Here is a 16153-nt window from a genome sequence, read left to right as displayed (position 1 = left end):
AGAGCTGTATAGACAGCTCTATTTCTCATGTTTCAGCAAATCCGAAACAGTGGTCATTTGGTATCCTTGCTCTTTTAAAGAAGAAATAATTTTTTTAACGGATTTTAGAGACTCTTCCCGGCTCTCATACATGACATGAAGAAGGATGATGGAGCCCGGTTCTATATTCTCCACCACATGCTCCGTGATTTTATCTGCATTTCCATCTATTTCCGGAAAAGTTTCAGGCTCGATATTCCATAAAATAGTCTTCCGATCATGTTTGGATAAATAGTAAGGCAGGAACAATAATTTTTTCCCGTATGGTGGACGAAAATGAATGTCTCCCTCAAAACCCGCTTGCCTGATTAATTCATCTGTTTTCTCAATTTCCTCTTTGATGAATGAAGGAGACTTTAATACCATCCGTGTATGGGAATAGGTATGATTGCCAATTTCATGCCCTTCATCCGCAATTTTTTTCGCATCTTCCATATTCTCTTCCATCTCTTTACCGGTTAAATAGAAAGTGGCTTTAATATCCTCTTCCCGTAAAATCGATAAGATTTCGTCTGTATTGACGCTTGGCCCATCATCAAAAGTTAGTGCGACGATTTTTTCATCCGTTTCTGCTTGATTAATAATACCGCCGAAGAACTGAAAGTCCCTGGACTTGGATACTTCAAAAAGCAGAAAGGCTATTCCAACCAGTAAAATGATGCATAAAATAATTTTTTTCATAGTGCCTCCTGAAGCTAAAGTTACGTGATAATTATAATGTATATATGTAAAAAAACCAGCCCCCGATTGGAAACTGGTTTGATAACATTAGTATGTAGCCGCTTTTGCCGTAACGGTTATAAGAAAGTTTTAAACCACCACTCCTCAAAGTGGGTGTTCGCAGAAACATTCCTGCCTGTCCTCCTTGTCGTATAGACGGAGGCCTGTCATTCCTGTTCCGATGTTAAACTCCCTATTTCAGCTTAAAGGTTAAAACTTTAGTATGATTACGTACAATGCAGCTTGTTTTATTATAATAATATAATTTACTACGTGTTTCAATAGAAATGATTTCCTGATTAACTCTTTTCACTAAGCTTCAAGGCTGTATCTGTAATTTTCATATCCGTTTCCAGCTGCTTTTGTAAATTATGCGGATAGTAGGTTCCCCTGCTGATCATATAATTCGTTATCTTCTCATGAGTTTCCACCGCAATTCTTAACTGTTCCCTTAACATTTCTCTGACTTCCGGAGAACCGCTCTCCGTAAGGGCAAATGCAATATTCCGGACACCCGCTTTAGCAGAAATTAAAAAATCCGTTGCAATGACCTGATCTGACATTCCGCCCATTCCCATTAAATTTTTCAGGAAACTATTCATCTATTCCGTGCCTCCTCTTCAAAATGCTTTGAATCTCCTGTATGAATTTCACATCCCCTGCCTCACTGTCCTGCAATATGGTTTTTAAAGTTGGATCCTGGACAAGCCCGCCCATGGCCACCGATTTAGTGAGACACAGGTTTTTAAACACGAGAAGCTCATGAAGCTCCAATGTCTCGTGGAGTCCCATTTCATTCATCATAAAAATCCCCCCATTCAGTTATACTCTCATTTTGCGCATTTCCCTCTTCCGTAACCTATGGTATTTATTTCAATTGCCGGTCATAGCAAATTCCGCATAAAGCCGGTAAAACAAGAAACATTAACATCAAAAGGAGGACGAAAAAATGGACGATTTAGGTCTTGGCTATCATGAAACAATGGAAACACATGAAATGCTCAACTTTAAAACAGACTGCCTGCTGAAATCCAAAATGGTAATGGGCATCTGCTTTGATAACGATTTAAAGAAATTGCTTGAAAAAGATGTGGAACAGTCAATTCAGGCGATCCAGGAATTAAAGGAATTATACAAGACTGCAAAAACTCTCTCATAAGGCGGTGAAAATAGATGAATCAGGATTATCTCGACCCAAAATATGCTGAAGGAATGCCAAAAATGGCTGATAACACCTTTGCATTGGAATTTCTTCTGCGAATAAAAACAGGGATTCGCTACTATGCCGTTTCATTGACCGAAACAGCAAGCCCAGAGTTACGGCAGGCTTTTTACAGACAAATGGAACAAGCCATCGATTTGCATGGCGAAGTTACAGAACTGATGTTAGAAAAGGGCTGGATTTATCCGCGTGATATCAGTAAACAAATAGAGCTTGATATAAAATCCGCCGATATGGCCATTGCCATTGGAAATATGGAGCTGTTCCCTGCGGATACAGACCGGCTTGGCACCTTTGCCACACCTGAAAAATAATGATAGGAGGAAATCCGGCATGAAGGCTGTTACATATCAGGGCATTAAAGATGTGGCTGTTAAAGAAGTTGAGGCCCCTAAGATTGAAAAAGCTGATGATATCATCATCAAGGTTACGACTACGGCGATTTGCGGATCTGATCTGCATTTAATCCACGGCATGATACCGAACACGTATGAAAACTATATTATCGGCCATGAACCAATGGGAATCGTCGAAGAAGCAGGACCGGAAGTGAAAAATCTGAAAAAAGGCGACCGTGTCATCATCCCTTTTAATGTGAGCTGCGGAGAATGCATTTATTGTAAAACAGACTTAACAAGCCAGTGTGATAACTCTAATCCGCATGGAGAAATGGGCGGCTTCTTTGGTTATTCAGAAACGACAGGCGGATATCCTGGCGGTCAGGCGGAATATATGCGTGTGCCTTATGGCAACTTCACTCCTTTTAAAATCCCTGAAAACTCGGAAGTGGAAGATGAAAAATTAGTGCTGATTGCGGACGTTGTTCCTACAGCCTATTGGTCTGTAGACAATGCAGGGGTTAAGGATGGCGACACTGTCGTGGTTCTTGGCTGCGGTCCGGTTGGACTTATGGTGCAAAAGTTTGCCTGGATGAAGGGTGCTAAACGAGTCATTGCTGTTGACTATATTGATTACCGGCTTCAGCATGCAAAACGAACCAATAAAGTAGAAATCATCAATTTTGAGCAGACCAAAAATGCCGGGGAATATATTAAGGAAATCACCAAAGGCGGCGCCGATGTTGTAATCGATTGTGTCGGAATGGATGGGAAAATGACTCCGATGGAATTCCTGGCAACCGGATTAAAGCTGCAAGGCGGATCAATGGGGGCTGTCGTTATGGCGACTCAGGCAGTCCGAAAAGGCGGGACGATACAAATAACGGGTGTTTATGGAATGAGATACAATGCGTTCCCATTAGGCGACATTTTTGAGCGAAATGTCAATATACGCTCGGGCCAGGCTCCGGTCATTCCTTATATGCCATATTTGTATAAAATGATCGCTGAAGGAAAATTCGATCCAAGCGATATCGTCACCCATGTCTTGCCGCTGGATGATGCCAAACATGGCTATGAAGCATTTGATACAAAAACAGAGGACTGCATAAAAGTTATCCTAAAGCCATAATAGCATGCCAGATGACAAAGGAGAATGACCAAATGGGTCGAAGGTTTGAAACGAATCTGCTGCGGAGCCTGTTTATCTTCGGGATCGGGACTTTCTTCCATCTGGTCAGAAAGCCCCTGATAAAAGATTGGCTAATCGTGTTCTTTTTGAAAAGCTATATTGCCACCTTCCTGGATAATCTCTTAGTGCGAAAAGGATATCTCAAGTACCCGGTTAAACTGTTTAAAACTTTTGATGTCAGTGTGCTTTTCAGCTATATTATCTTTCCGGTTTCCTGTGTTTATTATAACCAGCAGACCCGGAATAGCGGACTAAAGGGAATCCTTATGAAGTCCCTGATTTTTAGTGTCCCATCAGCAATTGCCGAGCATTTTCTGGAAAAACACACACAGTTAATCAAATACAAGAAATCTTGGAATTCTTTTTACAGCTTCATTTCTATATTCTCAACCTTCCTTCTGACTCGCGGAATAATGGGTGTGATTAGTAAATCTGCAGTAAAGCAAAAAAACACCGGCTCCTGAATACTAATTGGGGCCGGTTTTATATTCACGGACATTAACGATATAATATTTCCAGAAACTGAACAGTGGTTTGATCCCTGTCAATCCGGACTTTGAGTTCTAAATGATCCAGCACGTAGGTTAACTCTTCACACTTGGCTGATTCGTAGCAAGTCTCTGATTTTGTCTTGTTGGCATCGCCATACAATTTAACAGCTTCGGCCTTAGTAAAAGGAAGAGCAGGAAACAGACGCGGGCTTAAATATTCCGGATAAACAGCAAGACTGCCAATAGTACCGTCCTTCATATTTAATGTTACCCTCACACCAGCACCATCTCCCTGGTAGTAAAGGCTTTTAATATTAAGCTGGGTTTCAGTCTTTTTCGGCTTGCCCATTCTGTTGATGATGTCATCATAGGCATCACCAGGCTTTAAACCAAAAATATGAAGCGATGGACTGGTCAAAATGAAGGCATCGTTAATTCCTGCCTTTTTGACTGCCTCCAGCTGCTGCACGGCATTCTTTTTGTTTTTAAATGCGCCGGTCTGCACACGATAATAGGTTTTGCCATCAATGACGGCCGTGCTAATTGCCGCCGGGATTTCTTTTTTCTTCAGCAATGCTGCCTGCTTCTCCGCATTTTCTTTTTTGCTGAACGAACCGGCAATAATCTTGTGAAATCCAGCTTCCTCCCCGGATAGAATGAAACGCTGACCTGGATAGATCGTCGTACCTGTTAAATCATTCAGCTCCATCATTTGCGTCACACTCAGATGATGCTTCTTAGCCAAGGAATATAGGGTATCCCCTTTCTTAACCACAGCTATTTCTTTATCTCCGCTATGGTCGGCTAAAACTGTTCCCCCTGAAAAAATAACTGCCAGGGAAATGACCCCTGCTGCCAATGCCTGTTTGATTTTCTTCATCATTTTCACCTCATTATATTTGACGGAGGAAAAAATTAGATGTCGCAGTGGGGCGAGCCTATTTTGGAAAATAGGCGGGTGGCGGGGGTGGTATGAGGGGATTAACTGTCTTTTTGGGCGTGGGTCGCTCATTTTTTGGGGGGCTTGCTCGTTTTGCTCGTTATTCCTTCTGATTAACTACCATTTTCCTTCCGGCTGGCTCATTTTGGCGTTATTTTTCCAGATTACTAACATTGGCGATTTGCTTTGTTGAAAAAGAGGTATCATCATGGGTTTTGAAGCACCTTCTTTAGATTTATGCTGAACAAGTGGCGTCTACCCTTGATTTCAAAACAACTTCCTGCTCATTTTCAGCATTATCCACAGCCGCCAATCTCATTTACCTCAACCCCACTCCCAATCAAAAAAAGAGATGGCCCAAAAGCCATCTCCCTCCTTTTACGCTGGTGCATCAATTTCATCTTCAGCAATGTGTTTTTCGTTATATTCCACGTCTTTGCGTGCATTGTATCGGTCCGCTTTTTCGAGGGTAACCGTGATGTTGTAGTCAGGGATACCGGCGAATTTTTCGTAGCGGCCTCTTGGCAGCAGGAAGTTTCCTTCCGGGAAGTGGACTTCGACGTTGCCGCGGGCGATGTCGACGAATTTGGCTCTTCCCTGGAAGACACCGAATCCGTTGTACAGGACGATGCCTTCACCTTCTGCAATGCTTAAATCTTTTCCGTCTTCAGCATTCATTAATACGTCGTATCGCCCGGCACCATTCAGCGGGTCCACTTCTTTGTAGACCATGGAATTGAACTGCTTGCCGCGGCGGGATGTAACGATGAATTGGCCTTCTTTTTTGCCGAGGTCCGGAATATCGACGGTAATAAGTGTGCCTTTGCCATCCGGAGTCGGGCAGATGCCGTCCTCACAAAGCCATGCCCCGCCCCACTGGAAGACATCCCCTGCTTTTTTTAGGTGCTGGATGCCATCGTAATTAGGATTTGCCAGGGCAATTTCATCCCGGATTTCCTGTGCATTTTTGAAATCAACCAGATGGGCTGTTTCAGGCTTTACGCGTTTCGCCAGATCAATGTAAATTTTCCATTCTTCGCGCGCCTCGGCAATTTTGTTCTTATTCCCTTCAATTTCCGGGCTGAAATACACCATTCGCTCGGTTGAAGTGGAGGTACCCCCGCCCTCCTGCTCGTATCTGGTTTTAGCAGGCAGCACGATGACTGCTTCCTTGGCATCCACCAATGTGGACGTATTAAAAATAATATCCTGGTGAACACGAATATCCAGTTCAGATAGTGCTTTTTCAATAAAATCAGGGTCCGGCATGGTCTCAAGGAAGTTGCCGCCTGATAGATAGTAGAGCTTAATTTTCCGTTCATGTTCTTCAGGAAGCAGAATATTTTCCAGTGTTACGCCGACAATATCGCCCTGCCATTTCTGAAGCTCGAAGCCCCAAAGGTTTTCAATATGGTTAAAGTTGTCGCCGTAAAAGTCTCCGCCAGGCAATACGAACGGATCGGCACCCATTTCTCCGCTTCCCTGCACAGATGAGTGGCCGCGGAATGGCATCAGTCCATTATGCTTGCGGCCGAGATGACCGCGAAGCAGCGCAAGGTTCGCTACCTGTGAGATATTATCTGTCGCGAATGAATGCATGGTCAAACCAAGAGCCCAGGCATAGACAGCATTTTTGCTGTTAGCGAGCAGTTCGGCAAGCTCAATAGTCCGCTCTTTCGTTACACCGGAAGATTTAATAATGTCTTCCCATGACTGCTCTCTCACTTTCTTTTTCAAATCTTCATAGCCATTTACGTGTTCATTCACAAATTTATGGTTGATGGCCGAACCGCGCTCCGCTTTCTCCATATCAAACCAGTGCTTCATGATACCATGCATAAAGGCAATGTCTCCGCCAATGTTAACCTGATAAAAGTCATCTGCAATTTTTGTTCCGAACAAAGCAGATTCAGGATTGGACGGAATCCAGTATTTGTCCATTGCCGGTTCTTTATATGGGTTGACGACAATAATCTTTGTTCCGTTCTTTTTCGCTTCAAGCATGTATTTGGATGATACAGGCGAGCTGTTGGATGCCACGCTTCCCCAGAACAGAAGGACATCTGTTCCAATCCAGTCCAGGTAGCTGGCTGTAGATGCCCCTACTCCGATGGAACGCTTTAACGCCGTTTTTGAAGGTGAATGACAAATGCGGCTTGCATTATCAATGTGGTTCGTGCCAAGGAAACGTGCAACCTTGCCGGCCACATAATAGGATTCATTCGTAATTCCGCGGCTTGTCAGGTAGAACGCATACTGCTTCGGATCGAGCACCTTCATTTTTTCAGCAATCATGTTCATCGCATCATCCCAAGTAATACGGGAGAATTTGCGCTCGCCTTTTCTGCGTATCATCGGATACGGGATGCGGCCCAGCTTGCGAAGCTCCGTGCTGTCATATTTGCGGAGCTCATCGATATCGGCATGCAGAATGTCCGGTTTGATTGCACCCGCTGTATTTAAACGGAGAACATTTAAACGTGTTGTACATACATGCGGCCCCTTAAGCGTCTGGTCATATAGTCCGGATACACCAAGCGCACATCCGTCACAGACACCTTTCGTTAAAATATTGGTGGCATAGCCGATATTATCTTTGTTTTCCCACAGGATTTTTGCTGTATCCCTCATATGCTTTGGCTTAATTTTGCCAAGTCCGAATGGAACCGGACTCACCCAATGCTTTGGATCCGGCATAGCCTTTTTCTTCTGAGGTCCTGGATGTTTTGTTTTTCCCATCTGAAACACTCCTTCTATTTAATAGAGATCCTGAATCTCTTAATTTCCAATGTTCAAATAGCATTTATTATTGTATATGGGCGAATGTAAAAAATTTGCCCTTTTTCTTATGGCCCGTTAGACTCGATAAAAAACCACCGCAAAAAGCCTCTACTTCTAGATGCTGATTCTGCGGCGGTTAGTCTTTAGCAGGTTCGCTGCCAAGTGCCATACCATTAGAAAAGCGAAAGCGGGACTATATGCTTTTCCATGCTGCTTTTATAAAAATTAACTTGCCATCCGATTATTTGCTTCATTTTGCCTGCGCAATTTTTTCATATCAAAGCGGATTAAGATTGACACGATGAATGCCACCACAAACAGTGCGGCAAAGCTTGTCAGACTTGATGCATAGCTTCCTGTTGAATCCTTCATCCATGCCGCAAACATTGGGCCTGCAAGACCAGCTGCTGCCCATGCTGTAAGGATGTAGCCATGTATGGCGCCAAGCTGTTTTGTTCCAAAAACGTCGCCGATAAATGCCGGGATGGATGAGAACCCTCCGCCGTACATCGTGTAGACAATCGCCAGCATGACCTGGAAAAGAATCGCCTCTTTTGTGATTGGAAGTAATAGGAATAAGGCGATCTGTGATACGAAGAAAATCGTATACGTATTCGGGCGGCCGATATAATCGGAGATGGAAGCCCATGCCAGACGTCCAAGCCCATTAAAGATGCCAAGGACTCCTACAAGGGTGGCTGCTTCCGCGGTTGTCATGCCGATGCTTTCCTGTGCCAGCGGCTTTGCAGCAGACAGAATCGCAATTCCGCACGTCACATTAATGAACAGCATGAACCATAAATAATAGAATCGGGATGTCTTTACTGCTTCATTCGCCGTTAACTGTGCCAAATCCTGTTTGATTTTGATTTTTCCGGCTGCAGCTTTTTCCTTCATTCCTTCAGGTGCCCAGCCTTCAGGCGGTTTTTCTAAATATAAAGATGATAATGTCATAATGATTAGGTAGGCTGCTCCTAAAATAAAGAACGTGTTTGCTGTACCAGCAGATTTAATCAGGGCATCCATGACAGGGCTCGCTACCGCTGCAGCAAAGCCAAATCCCATAATCGCAAGACCTGTTGCAAATCCGCGGCGGTCCGGGAACCATTTTACCAGTGTGGATACAGGCGCAATATAGCCTACCCCTAAACCAATTCCGCCAAGAACACCGTAGGTTATGTACAAAAACGGCAATGATCCCATATTGACTGCCAATCCGGCTCCAAGCATGCCGGCTCCGAAAAATCCTGCTGCCAGAAGACCTGCTTTTTTTGGTCCATGCTTTTCAACAAAGTGGCCAAGAAATGCTGCTGACAATCCGAGAAACAGAATAGCTAAACTGAAGGTAAGCTGTACCTCCTTTGAAGTCCAGCCAAACTGGTCAATCAATGGATTGGTAAAGTTGCTCCAGGCGTAAACTGAACCGATGGAAATATGTATTCCTACGGCCGAGGCGGCAATCAGCCACCTATTTTTTGTCTTTTTCACTCTTTTTCCCCCTCATCATCCTCACACCTTTGTAAAGCGGTTTCAGGAAAGATTTCCTGAAACAAAAAAACCGCCAATCTCTCCCGCACCCCTGTATTGGGGTATGCTAAAGAAGGATTGACGGTTAGTATCAAGCAGGATGCGCTGCTTAAAGGACCAACTGTAAATCATAAAGGAATCTGATGACATTTTAACCGACGACAGGATCGCTATCTCAAATCAAAATGTGACAGATTTTTGAACTATTAAAAATCATATCACTTTGAAAAAGCTTGTTCAAGACCTATTTAGCAATTTTTCATCATGAACATATTGTTTAATAGATTAACATCAAGACGTTGTTGAATCTTGTAATCTTTTTATAAGTTTTGTCGAATCTGTTTATTTACTGGTTAATTTGTCGATAATAGAATATATATTTTCATCCCGGATAGGAGCCGAATCAATGACTGCACCTTCGACTACTATACAAAAACTTCATTATGACATCGATGTCCTGCGCAAAAAGATGATTTCTGTTGGAAAAAACAAGGGATTGTCACATCCTGAAACGCTCATGTACTCTGTGGAGCTCGATAAGCTCATCAATAAAGTGCAGCGAAGCAAACTCATCCATTAGAACAACCCCCAATACTTCATAAAACGCACACTCTCGTATTATGGAGTGTGTTTGTTTTATGATTACTCTAATCGTGCATTTTTGTTGAGAAAAATGAAAAAGAACGCCATAATGATAAGATAATCACTACAAGGAAATGGAGATCTTATGAAGAAAAAGTTCATCTTTCTATTCGCAATCGTTCTTCTTGTTCTGACTGGCTGCGGCAAAGATCAGTCCCAGGATACGATTGCTTTAAAGGACCACAATGGCAAAGAAGTTGCCTTTCCGCAGGACAAGCCATCTATCTTCTTCTTTATCACCACATACACCTGAGGACTCTGTCAGCAGCAGCTGGTCGAGCTGCATCAGAATATGGATAAACTGGAAGATTTGGATGCCAATACGTACATCGTCAGCAATGATCAGCCTGAGCAGCAGCTCCAGCTTTATCAGGCACTGGAAGAAAAAATGGGGCACAGCCTCCCTTTTATTTCTGATCCGGAAATGAAGCTTATTGAACGGGCTGACATGAAAAATGGCGACACTGCCTACAGAGGCTATGCATTAATGGACACTAAAGGCAATATAGTGTTCCATAAGGTCAATGATCATTGGGGAGAAGAAATCGATACAACAGCAGAAGACATAAAGAAGGAGCTCTCCAAATAAAAAAACACGCTGGTTAGCGTGTTCATGAATTTCTGTCTCTGTCTGTGAATTGGAGCATGGCGATAACAAACATACCGAAACTGATCATCAATGACAACACTTCAAAGGTATCCATTTATACATCGCCTCCTTACCTTCAGCCTTCCCGGAAGCAAACTTGTCCTATACTCAAGTTAAGTGCCTATTTGAAAATCCGTTCAAAAGGCCTAAAAAGAGCCAGTCACATTGCAAAATCGCATGCGGCTGGCTCTTTTTTTCATTTTCTTATGGAATTATCGCTGCTGAAATCAATTTCTGTGCGGATAGCGTGAAATTCTGTGCGCATAGCCAGATTTATGTGCGGATAAGCATTTTTTATGTGCGGATAAAAATATTTATGTGCGTTCAGCACTTAGGCCGAAGTTTCCTTTCTGAATGAAGCAGGAATTCGGACCTGTTTTCTTCTTAATGATTCCGCACATAAATATATTTCAACGGCCAATAACAATAAAATGATCCAGATGCCTGTATTCAGGATGACTGCCTGCAAAGGGCTTTCGATGAAAAAGGTGAAAGTAAAGAACATCGCAAACGTAAAGATCCGGCTCCACTGTGTCACATCATAAGTGAAGATGCCTTCTTTAAAGCCATAAAGCCGAATTCGCAAGACGAGCCTTATGATTTCAACAGCCTCAACGATCAAAAAGACCAGGAAAACGGCCAGCCAAAACCACATAACATTTGTTCCGTCAGCGAACCCTGATTTATACATGGCAAGCCCGCTGATTGATAGCGCACCGTGCAAAATGCAATTGGTGTTATTCCAGTCCTTCGCTGCATTCCAGCCGCGAACGGCATAACGCTTCAGGATAAACCAGGCACTGATAAAATAAAAAAGAAATCCAGTAAAAATAAGAGCCGCATTCAAAACGGCAGACACCTCATGAAAGACCGTATTAAACAGGAGTACAAGTGACTGTGTGCTGACGGCGGTCAGCAGCAGAACACCATGCGCCTGCCGGCCAATAGGTGAAGTTCTGAGCTCCTTGAAGCCCAGCAGGCTAATCCAGATATAAAAAGCCCATAAACCCGCATTTAGAATGGCCAATGCCTGTGCTTCCGCACCTGCTCCAAATTGCCTGTAAAATATGATCCCGCAAATCGAAGTGCCGGCCACCCAGGTGCCGATGCCAAACCGATTAATGGGATTAGCATAATGCAGCATTTTGAACTCACCCTTGAAGATAGTCATCCCAATGGATACAAGGAAAGCCAGCCATAACGCTAAATCTGCTATACTAAGAATCTTGCCGAAGCTTCCCAAAAAGAAAGGCATCCCGAAGAAATTGAGCAAAACCCCCTGTGTCACAATGCCGAACGCCATTACCGCGGCCATGGCAGCCGTATGGATATTTATTTTTTTTAGAATGATAAATAAAACGGTCCCCACAAAAAGAAAACCGAGCAAAAGGAAATATAACACTATAATCACCGTATTAAATGTATTTACTATAATTATAACATTCTATGCAACCTGCCCTTTTGCTGCGGACAAAAAAAGACAGCGCATTTTGGATGCACTGCCAGTTTTCTAATTGAGAACGGTGTTTCTGTGTTCTATTTCTTCTGCATTCATCATGTCATTCTCATATGGAAGTTCAATTTCCATCCTCGTGCCTTCCCCGACTTTGCTTTCGATGGTTAATCGGCCATTATGGTTTTCGATAATCTTATAGCAAATCATCAGACCCAATCCGGTTCCTTTTTCCTTCGTTGTATAGAACGGTTCTCCCAGGCTTGAAATCCGTTCTTCCGGAATGCCTACCCCTTGATCAATGAATTGAACGGAAATCGTATTGCAGTTTTTTTTCAAGACTTTAATGGTTAATTTGCCGCCGCCTGGCATGGCTTCCATTGCGTTCTTAATGATATTCAGGAAAACTTGCTTCAATTGGTTTTTTTCACAGTGAACCATGGGGGCGTGAAGATTATTTTCCACGTTGATTTCCACATTGTTTAAAATGGACTGGGTATTGCTCAGGAGAATAACTTCGTTGATTAATTTTGTCAGATCCTCTTTTTCAAATATGTTTGCCGCAGGCTTGGCCAGCACTAAAAACTCCCCGACGATCCCATTTATGCGGTCCAGTTCTGAAAGCACTATATCAAAATACTCTTCTTTTTTGCTGCTTGACTTGAAAAGCTGAACAAAGCCTTTGATCGATGTAAGCGGGTTTCGGATTTCATGGGCGATACCGGCTGCCATCTGCCCAAGAAGTGCAAGCTTTTCCGATTTTTGCAGAAGGTTTTCCTGTTCCTCTTTTTTATCGGAAATATCTGATGCGAGCGAAAGGATGGCCTCTGTTCCTTCAAAGTCCACAATGCGTGAGCAGACTTCAAAATAGCTCTTTGTTCCGTCATTGCGTCTGATCATATATTCCGTATTATTGAAAAGCTCTTTCTCTGCTGTTATGTGCCGATATCGTTCATGAAAGCGGTCCTTGTAGTCAGGCTCAATAATATCATGCAGGGATAATCCTGTTAATGAATCGGTACCCGATCTGGACAAAGCACTGACTGCAGTGGCGTTTGCATATAAAATTTTATAGTCCTTATGTATTAGCACGGAAACCGGAAGTGATTCCAAAAGCAATTTATAGCTTTCCTTGCTGGCCCGCACTTTTTCTGCATAATACCTGGTCTTATCAAACTGCCAGCCTACAAACCAGGCAATACATGTAAATAGAAAAAAATCAAAGGAAAGAAATTTTTCCTGATGTAAAATAGATTGGTATGATGTAAATAAAATGGAAATAAGCACAAGTGAAATTTGACCAGTATGTTTTTTCATATAGTCCTCTTTACGTGTTTTTCTTTTATTTTAGCATCAATTATGAAGAAAACGATATCATTATTTTACCAGCAAGGACATTTCTGCTGTTGTCATGTTCAGAAACTGCCCCTGAATTTTCCACTTATTTCTTTACCTGCCCATTCCCTTTCACTATATATTTCGTCGAAGTCAGAGCAGGCAGTCCCATTGGACCCCGGGCATGGAGCTTTTGGGTGCTGATGCCGATTTCAGCACCGAACCCAAACTCAAAGCCATCTGTAAAGCGTGTAGATGCATTATGGTAAACTGCCGCTGCATCGACTTCATTCAGGAATTTTTCCACATTTTCCGGGTTTGAAGAAATAATCGCTTCAGAATGTTTTGTGCCGTAGCGGTTGATATGCGAAATGGCATCATCCACGCTGTCCGTCACTTTCAAGGCGACTTCCATTCCTAAATATTCAAGAGCCCAGTCCTTCTCAGCGGCCGGGATGATCCCTTCCCCGCTAACACCTTCACCAGCATGAATCACCACTCCTTTTTCCTTAAGAGCATTTACAAGATCATAAAGACCCTTCCACTCCCTGTGAACAAGAATGGTCTCGCATGCATTGCAGACGGACGGGCGCTGTGTTTTGGCATTAACTGCTATGCTAACCGCCATTTCCTTATCAGCAATTTCATCAATATAGATATGGCAATTGCCGGCACCTGTCTCAAGTACCGGGACAGTTGAGTTCTCAACAACTGTTCGAATCAGCTTCGCTCCTCCACGCGGAATCAGGACATCCAGGTATTCGTTCAGTTTGAACATCCCTGAAGCAGTTTCCCGGCTCGTATCCTCAATAAGCTGGACGGCCTCAGGGGGCAAGTCGCTTTTTTCAAGGGCATGATGAATAACCTTCACAATGGCTTTATTGGAGTGAATGGCTGTCGAACTTCCGCGCAGCATGACAGCATTGCCTGTTTTCAGACATAAGCTTGATGCATCGACCGTTACATTGGGACGGGCTTCATAGATCATGCCGACGACGCCAAGCGGAACCCGGACCTGTGTAATGCTGAGCCCATTCGGGCGTTCCCATGCGGATAAGACCTCTCCAATTGGATCATCCAGCCGCGCAAGCTGAATAAGTGCGTCCGCCATATCCTGAAGCCGGGCTTCAGTTAACCGCAGACGGTCCAGCAAAGCTTCGCTCATTCCATTTTCCTTTCCTGCCTCCAGGTCCTTTTCGTTTTGGGCTAAAATAAAATCCTTCTCCCGCATCAGCTGCTGTGAGATGAGTTCTAATGCATGATTTTTTTGCTGTGTTGTTTTTTTCGCCAGCTCTGCTGCGGCATTCTTCGCTCTTTTTCCTTTCAGTGCTAATTCCATGAACTTTTCTCCTTTCTTTTTTGGCTTACCCAGTGATCCCGGTGTATGACAACCCGGCGGTCACTCCCTGCTTTCTGCATGGCTTCCGAACTGGATAGCCCTTTAATGGCCCGCAGTTCATCCGATGAGAAATTAACCTGCCCTTTGCCGATCAAATCTCCTTTTGGTCCAATCACTTCCACGACATCCTGTATATGAAAATGGCCCGAAATCCCAGTGACACCTGCAGGCAGAAGACTTTTTCCCTGTGTTAATATGGCCCGCGCAGCTCCGTGGTCCACTTCAATTTTCCCATTCGGAACTGAATGCAGCGCAAGCCACTGCTTGGAGGTCTTGACCCTTGGCTGAGTTCGGGTGCCGATATAAGTCCCATCCCCTTTGCCTTCGAGGATCTCTATCAGCTTTTCTTCCCCTTGTCCGACGCCAATGAAAACCTGCACACCGAGTGCCAGGGCAGTCTTTGCCGCCGAAAGCTTTGTCACCATTCCGCCGGTTCCGACCCTTGAGCCTGACCCTGCGGCAGCATTCATCAGGTCATCCGATATTTCTGTTATAAAATTGAATTTTTTGGCTTCTGTATTTGTACGCGGATTGGAGTCATATATTCCATTTATATCTGTCAGGATGATCAGGCGCTCTGCCTGTACAAGCCCGCACACAAGGGCCGACAGCATATCATTATCACCGAAGGCCAGCTCCTCGATCGATACAGAATCATTTTCATTTATTATTGGCAGTACATTCCGCTTCAATAGTTCGGACAATGTGGCATATGCATTTTGATACTGCTCCTTATGCAGGAAGTTTTGCCTTGTCAGCAGCATTTGCGCTGCAACGATGCCATGCATTTTGAATGCTTCCGTATAACCCTGCATTAATAACCCCTGACCCACTGCGGCTGCGGCCTGTTTTCCGGCAATTGTCACCGGGCGCGAAGGATAGCCAAGATCTGCAAATCCTGCCGCAACCGCTCCAGATGATATTAATATAACTTCATGCCCCTTCTCTTTTAGCCGCGAAAGGGCAGCTGCATGCTCCTCCAATTTTTCCATGCACAATCCGCCATTGTTATTCGTCAGTGAACTGCTTCCGATTTTCACCACAATCCGTTCCTTCTTCACAGGGCACCACCCTTCCCTTAATCATCATTTCTCCCGCTTCATGGAGCAGGATGTAAAAAAAAGCCCTCCCATCCCTATAAAAAGGACGGAAGAGCTTTGTCTTTCGCGGTACCACCTTCATTGGCACTTTACACTGCAAGTGCCCGCTTTGAATATCCTTTAACGCAGGAATTCGGCCAGGTTTGCCTGGCAGCTCAAGGGCTAGGTTCAATAGCTTTGCAGACTGCAGGATCTTTCAGCCGGTGAATCCCGCTCTCTTATTGCCTGAGTTCTATTTACTGATTCCCTGTCAATGCTGTTGATATTTTCATAAGATTAGAATTATTATGCATGCTTCTGTATTCTATGTCAATGATTAATTTGC

General features: G+C 43.8%; 18 protein-coding genes, 1 other RNA gene and 1 other annotated feature. Of the genes, 7 read left to right on the top strand and 12 right to left on the bottom strand.

From position 1 onward, the window contains the following. Window positions 1-18 precede the first annotated feature (18 nt). The 4 genes from NSQ49_RS24880 to NSQ49_RS24865 form a co-directional block, all read right to left on the bottom strand. Window positions 19-720: a polysaccharide deacetylase family protein gene (locus tag NSQ49_RS24880; RefSeq protein WP_251284275.1), complete on the bottom strand. Its 702-nt coding sequence runs from the start codon at window positions 718-720 to the stop codon at window positions 19-21. A 91-nt stretch (window positions 721-811) separates the two neighbouring features. After that, window positions 812-1007: non-coding RNA, 6S RNA (gene ssrS, locus NSQ49_RS24875), on the bottom strand. Between the two features lie 51 nt (window positions 1008-1058). Continuing rightward, window positions 1059-1361 (bottom strand): spore coat protein, encoded by a 303-nt coding sequence (locus NSQ49_RS24870; RefSeq protein ID WP_159867674.1) that lies wholly within the window; start codon window positions 1359-1361, stop codon window positions 1059-1061. After that, window positions 1354-1563: a hypothetical protein gene (locus NSQ49_RS24865; RefSeq protein ID WP_159867672.1), complete on the bottom strand. Its 210-nt coding sequence runs from the start codon at window positions 1561-1563 to the stop codon at window positions 1354-1356. The genes NSQ49_RS24870 and NSQ49_RS24865 overlap by 8 nt, the downstream gene beginning before the upstream one ends. A 145-nt stretch (window positions 1564-1708) precedes the next feature. On the opposite strand from NSQ49_RS24865, the gene NSQ49_RS24860 reads away from it, so the two are divergent. Genes NSQ49_RS24860 through NSQ49_RS24845 form a run of 4 tightly spaced genes read left to right on the top strand, consistent with a single transcriptional unit; the run spans window position 1709 to window position 3975 of the window. Beyond that, entirely contained in the window at window positions 1709-1918 is a 210-nt protein-coding gene (locus tag NSQ49_RS24860) for a spore coat protein (protein ID WP_251284274.1), read from the top strand. Between the two features lie 14 nt (window positions 1919-1932). Then, window positions 1933-2295, top strand: coding sequence for a spore coat protein (locus NSQ49_RS24855; RefSeq protein ID WP_251284273.1), 363 nt, complete (start codon window positions 1933-1935; stop codon window positions 2293-2295). Between the two features lie 19 nt (window positions 2296-2314). After that, window positions 2315-3451 carry a zinc-dependent alcohol dehydrogenase gene (locus tag NSQ49_RS24850; protein ID WP_251284272.1) on the top strand — a complete coding sequence of 379 codons (1137 nt, stop codon included), beginning with the start codon at window positions 2315-2317 and terminating at the stop codon, window positions 3449-3451. A gap of 32 nt (window positions 3452-3483) precedes the next feature. After that, window positions 3484-3975, top strand: coding sequence for a CBO0543 family protein (locus tag NSQ49_RS24845; RefSeq protein WP_159867663.1), 492 nt, complete (start codon window positions 3484-3486; stop codon window positions 3973-3975). A gap of 34 nt (window positions 3976-4009) precedes the next feature. Here NSQ49_RS24845 and NSQ49_RS24840 read toward each other — a convergent pair whose 3' ends face one another. The 3 genes from NSQ49_RS24840 to NSQ49_RS24830 form a co-directional block, all read right to left on the bottom strand. Beyond that, the gene (locus NSQ49_RS24840; protein ID WP_251284271.1) at window positions 4010-4885 is read right to left on the bottom strand and encodes a LysM peptidoglycan-binding domain-containing protein; all 876 of its coding nucleotides are present in this window, start codon (window positions 4883-4885) and stop codon (window positions 4010-4012) included. Window positions 4886-5320: 435 nt separating this feature from the next. After that, window positions 5321-7681, bottom strand: coding sequence for an FdhF/YdeP family oxidoreductase (locus NSQ49_RS24835; RefSeq protein ID WP_251284270.1), 2361 nt, complete (start codon window positions 7679-7681; stop codon window positions 5321-5323). 267 nt (window positions 7682-7948) lie between these two features. Next, the gene (locus NSQ49_RS24830) at window positions 7949-9211 is read right to left on the bottom strand and encodes an L-lactate MFS transporter (protein WP_159867657.1); all 1263 of its coding nucleotides are present in this window, start codon (window positions 9209-9211) and stop codon (window positions 7949-7951) included. 445 nt (window positions 9212-9656) lie between these two features. Between NSQ49_RS24830 and NSQ49_RS24825 the strand changes: the two genes are divergently transcribed. The 3 genes from NSQ49_RS24825 (at window position 9657) to NSQ49_RS24815 (ending at window position 10481) form a co-directional block, all read left to right on the top strand. Beyond that, complete coding sequence (locus NSQ49_RS24825) at window positions 9657-9830, top strand: aspartyl-phosphate phosphatase Spo0E family protein (RefSeq protein ID WP_159867654.1); 174 nt, start codon at window positions 9657-9659, stop codon at window positions 9828-9830. 147 nt (window positions 9831-9977) lie between these two features. Further along, window positions 9978-10145: a hypothetical protein gene (locus NSQ49_RS24820; RefSeq protein ID WP_201306572.1), complete on the top strand. Its 168-nt coding sequence runs from the start codon at window positions 9978-9980 to the stop codon at window positions 10143-10145. 18 nt (window positions 10146-10163) lie between these two features. Then, the gene (locus tag NSQ49_RS24815; protein ID WP_268891672.1) at window positions 10164-10481 is read left to right on the top strand and encodes a redoxin domain-containing protein; all 318 of its coding nucleotides are present in this window, start codon (window positions 10164-10166) and stop codon (window positions 10479-10481) included. Between the two features lie 22 nt (window positions 10482-10503). On the opposite strand, the gene NSQ49_RS26775 is transcribed toward NSQ49_RS24815, so the two are convergent. From NSQ49_RS26775 to proB, 5 genes are all read right to left on the bottom strand, one after another. After that, window positions 10504-10596, bottom strand: a complete 93-nt coding sequence (locus NSQ49_RS26775) for a putative holin-like toxin (protein WP_396399097.1) — start codon at window positions 10594-10596, stop codon at window positions 10504-10506. A 276-nt stretch (window positions 10597-10872) separates the two neighbouring features. Beyond that, the gene (locus NSQ49_RS24810; RefSeq protein WP_341071550.1) at window positions 10873-11910 is read right to left on the bottom strand and encodes a hypothetical protein; all 1038 of its coding nucleotides are present in this window, start codon (window positions 11908-11910) and stop codon (window positions 10873-10875) included. A 141-nt stretch (window positions 11911-12051) separates the two neighbouring features. Then, the gene (locus tag NSQ49_RS24805) at window positions 12052-13311 is read right to left on the bottom strand and encodes an ATP-binding protein (protein WP_251284269.1); all 1260 of its coding nucleotides are present in this window, start codon (window positions 13309-13311) and stop codon (window positions 12052-12054) included. A 124-nt stretch (window positions 13312-13435) separates the two neighbouring features. After that, on the bottom strand, window positions 13436-14668 hold the full coding sequence (locus tag NSQ49_RS24800) for a glutamate-5-semialdehyde dehydrogenase (protein WP_251284268.1): 1233 nt from the start codon (window positions 14666-14668) through the stop codon (window positions 13436-13438). Continuing rightward, window positions 14659-15789 carry a glutamate 5-kinase gene (gene proB, locus NSQ49_RS24795; protein ID WP_159867642.1) on the bottom strand — a complete coding sequence of 377 codons (1131 nt, stop codon included), beginning with the start codon at window positions 15787-15789 and terminating at the stop codon, window positions 14659-14661. Before proB ends, NSQ49_RS24800 begins: the two co-directional genes overlap by 10 nt. 78 nt (window positions 15790-15867) lie before the next feature. After that, window positions 15868-16091: a binding site (T-box leader), on the bottom strand. Window positions 16092-16153 lie beyond the last annotated feature (62 nt).

The sequence above is a fragment of the Cytobacillus sp. FSL R5-0377 genome (genome assembly GCF_038004385.1).
Taxonomy (GTDB): Bacteria; Bacillota; Bacilli; order Bacillales; family Cytobacillaceae; genus Cytobacillus.
This window is presented reverse-complemented; position numbering and strand designations above follow the sequence as displayed.

Coding starts and splice junctions, on each gene's coding strand:
- NSQ49_RS24880 (WP_251284275.1), bottom strand. CDS start 720: ATGAAAAAAATTATTTTATGCATCATTTTACTGGTTGGAATAGCCTTT.
- NSQ49_RS24870 (WP_159867674.1), bottom strand. CDS start 1,361: ATGAATAGTTTCCTGAAAAATTTAATGGGAATGGGCGGAATGTCAGAT.
- NSQ49_RS24865 (WP_159867672.1), bottom strand. CDS start 1,563: ATGATGAATGAAATGGGACTCCACGAGACATTGGAGCTTCATGAGCTT.
- NSQ49_RS24860 (WP_251284274.1), top strand. CDS start 1,709: ATGGACGATTTAGGTCTTGGCTATCATGAAACAATGGAAACACATGAA.
- NSQ49_RS24855 (WP_251284273.1), top strand. CDS start 1,933: ATGAATCAGGATTATCTCGACCCAAAATATGCTGAAGGAATGCCAAAA.
- NSQ49_RS24850 (WP_251284272.1), top strand. CDS start 2,315: ATGAAGGCTGTTACATATCAGGGCATTAAAGATGTGGCTGTTAAAGAA.
- NSQ49_RS24845 (WP_159867663.1), top strand. CDS start 3,484: ATGGGTCGAAGGTTTGAAACGAATCTGCTGCGGAGCCTGTTTATCTTC.
- NSQ49_RS24840 (WP_251284271.1), bottom strand. CDS start 4,885: ATGATGAAGAAAATCAAACAGGCATTGGCAGCAGGGGTCATTTCCCTG.
- NSQ49_RS24835 (WP_251284270.1), bottom strand. CDS start 7,681: ATGGGAAAAACAAAACATCCAGGACCTCAGAAGAAAAAGGCTATGCCG.
- NSQ49_RS24825 (WP_159867654.1), top strand. CDS start 9,657: ATGACTGCACCTTCGACTACTATACAAAAACTTCATTATGACATCGAT.
- NSQ49_RS24820 (WP_201306572.1), top strand. CDS start 9,978: ATGAAGAAAAAGTTCATCTTTCTATTCGCAATCGTTCTTCTTGTTCTG.
- NSQ49_RS26775 (WP_396399097.1), bottom strand. CDS start 10,596: ATGGATACCTTTGAAGTGTTGTCATTGATGATCAGTTTCGGTATGTTT.
- NSQ49_RS24805 (WP_251284269.1), bottom strand. CDS start 13,311: ATGAAAAAACATACTGGTCAAATTTCACTTGTGCTTATTTCCATTTTA.
- NSQ49_RS24800 (WP_251284268.1), bottom strand. CDS start 14,668: ATGGAATTAGCACTGAAAGGAAAAAGAGCGAAGAATGCCGCAGCAGAG.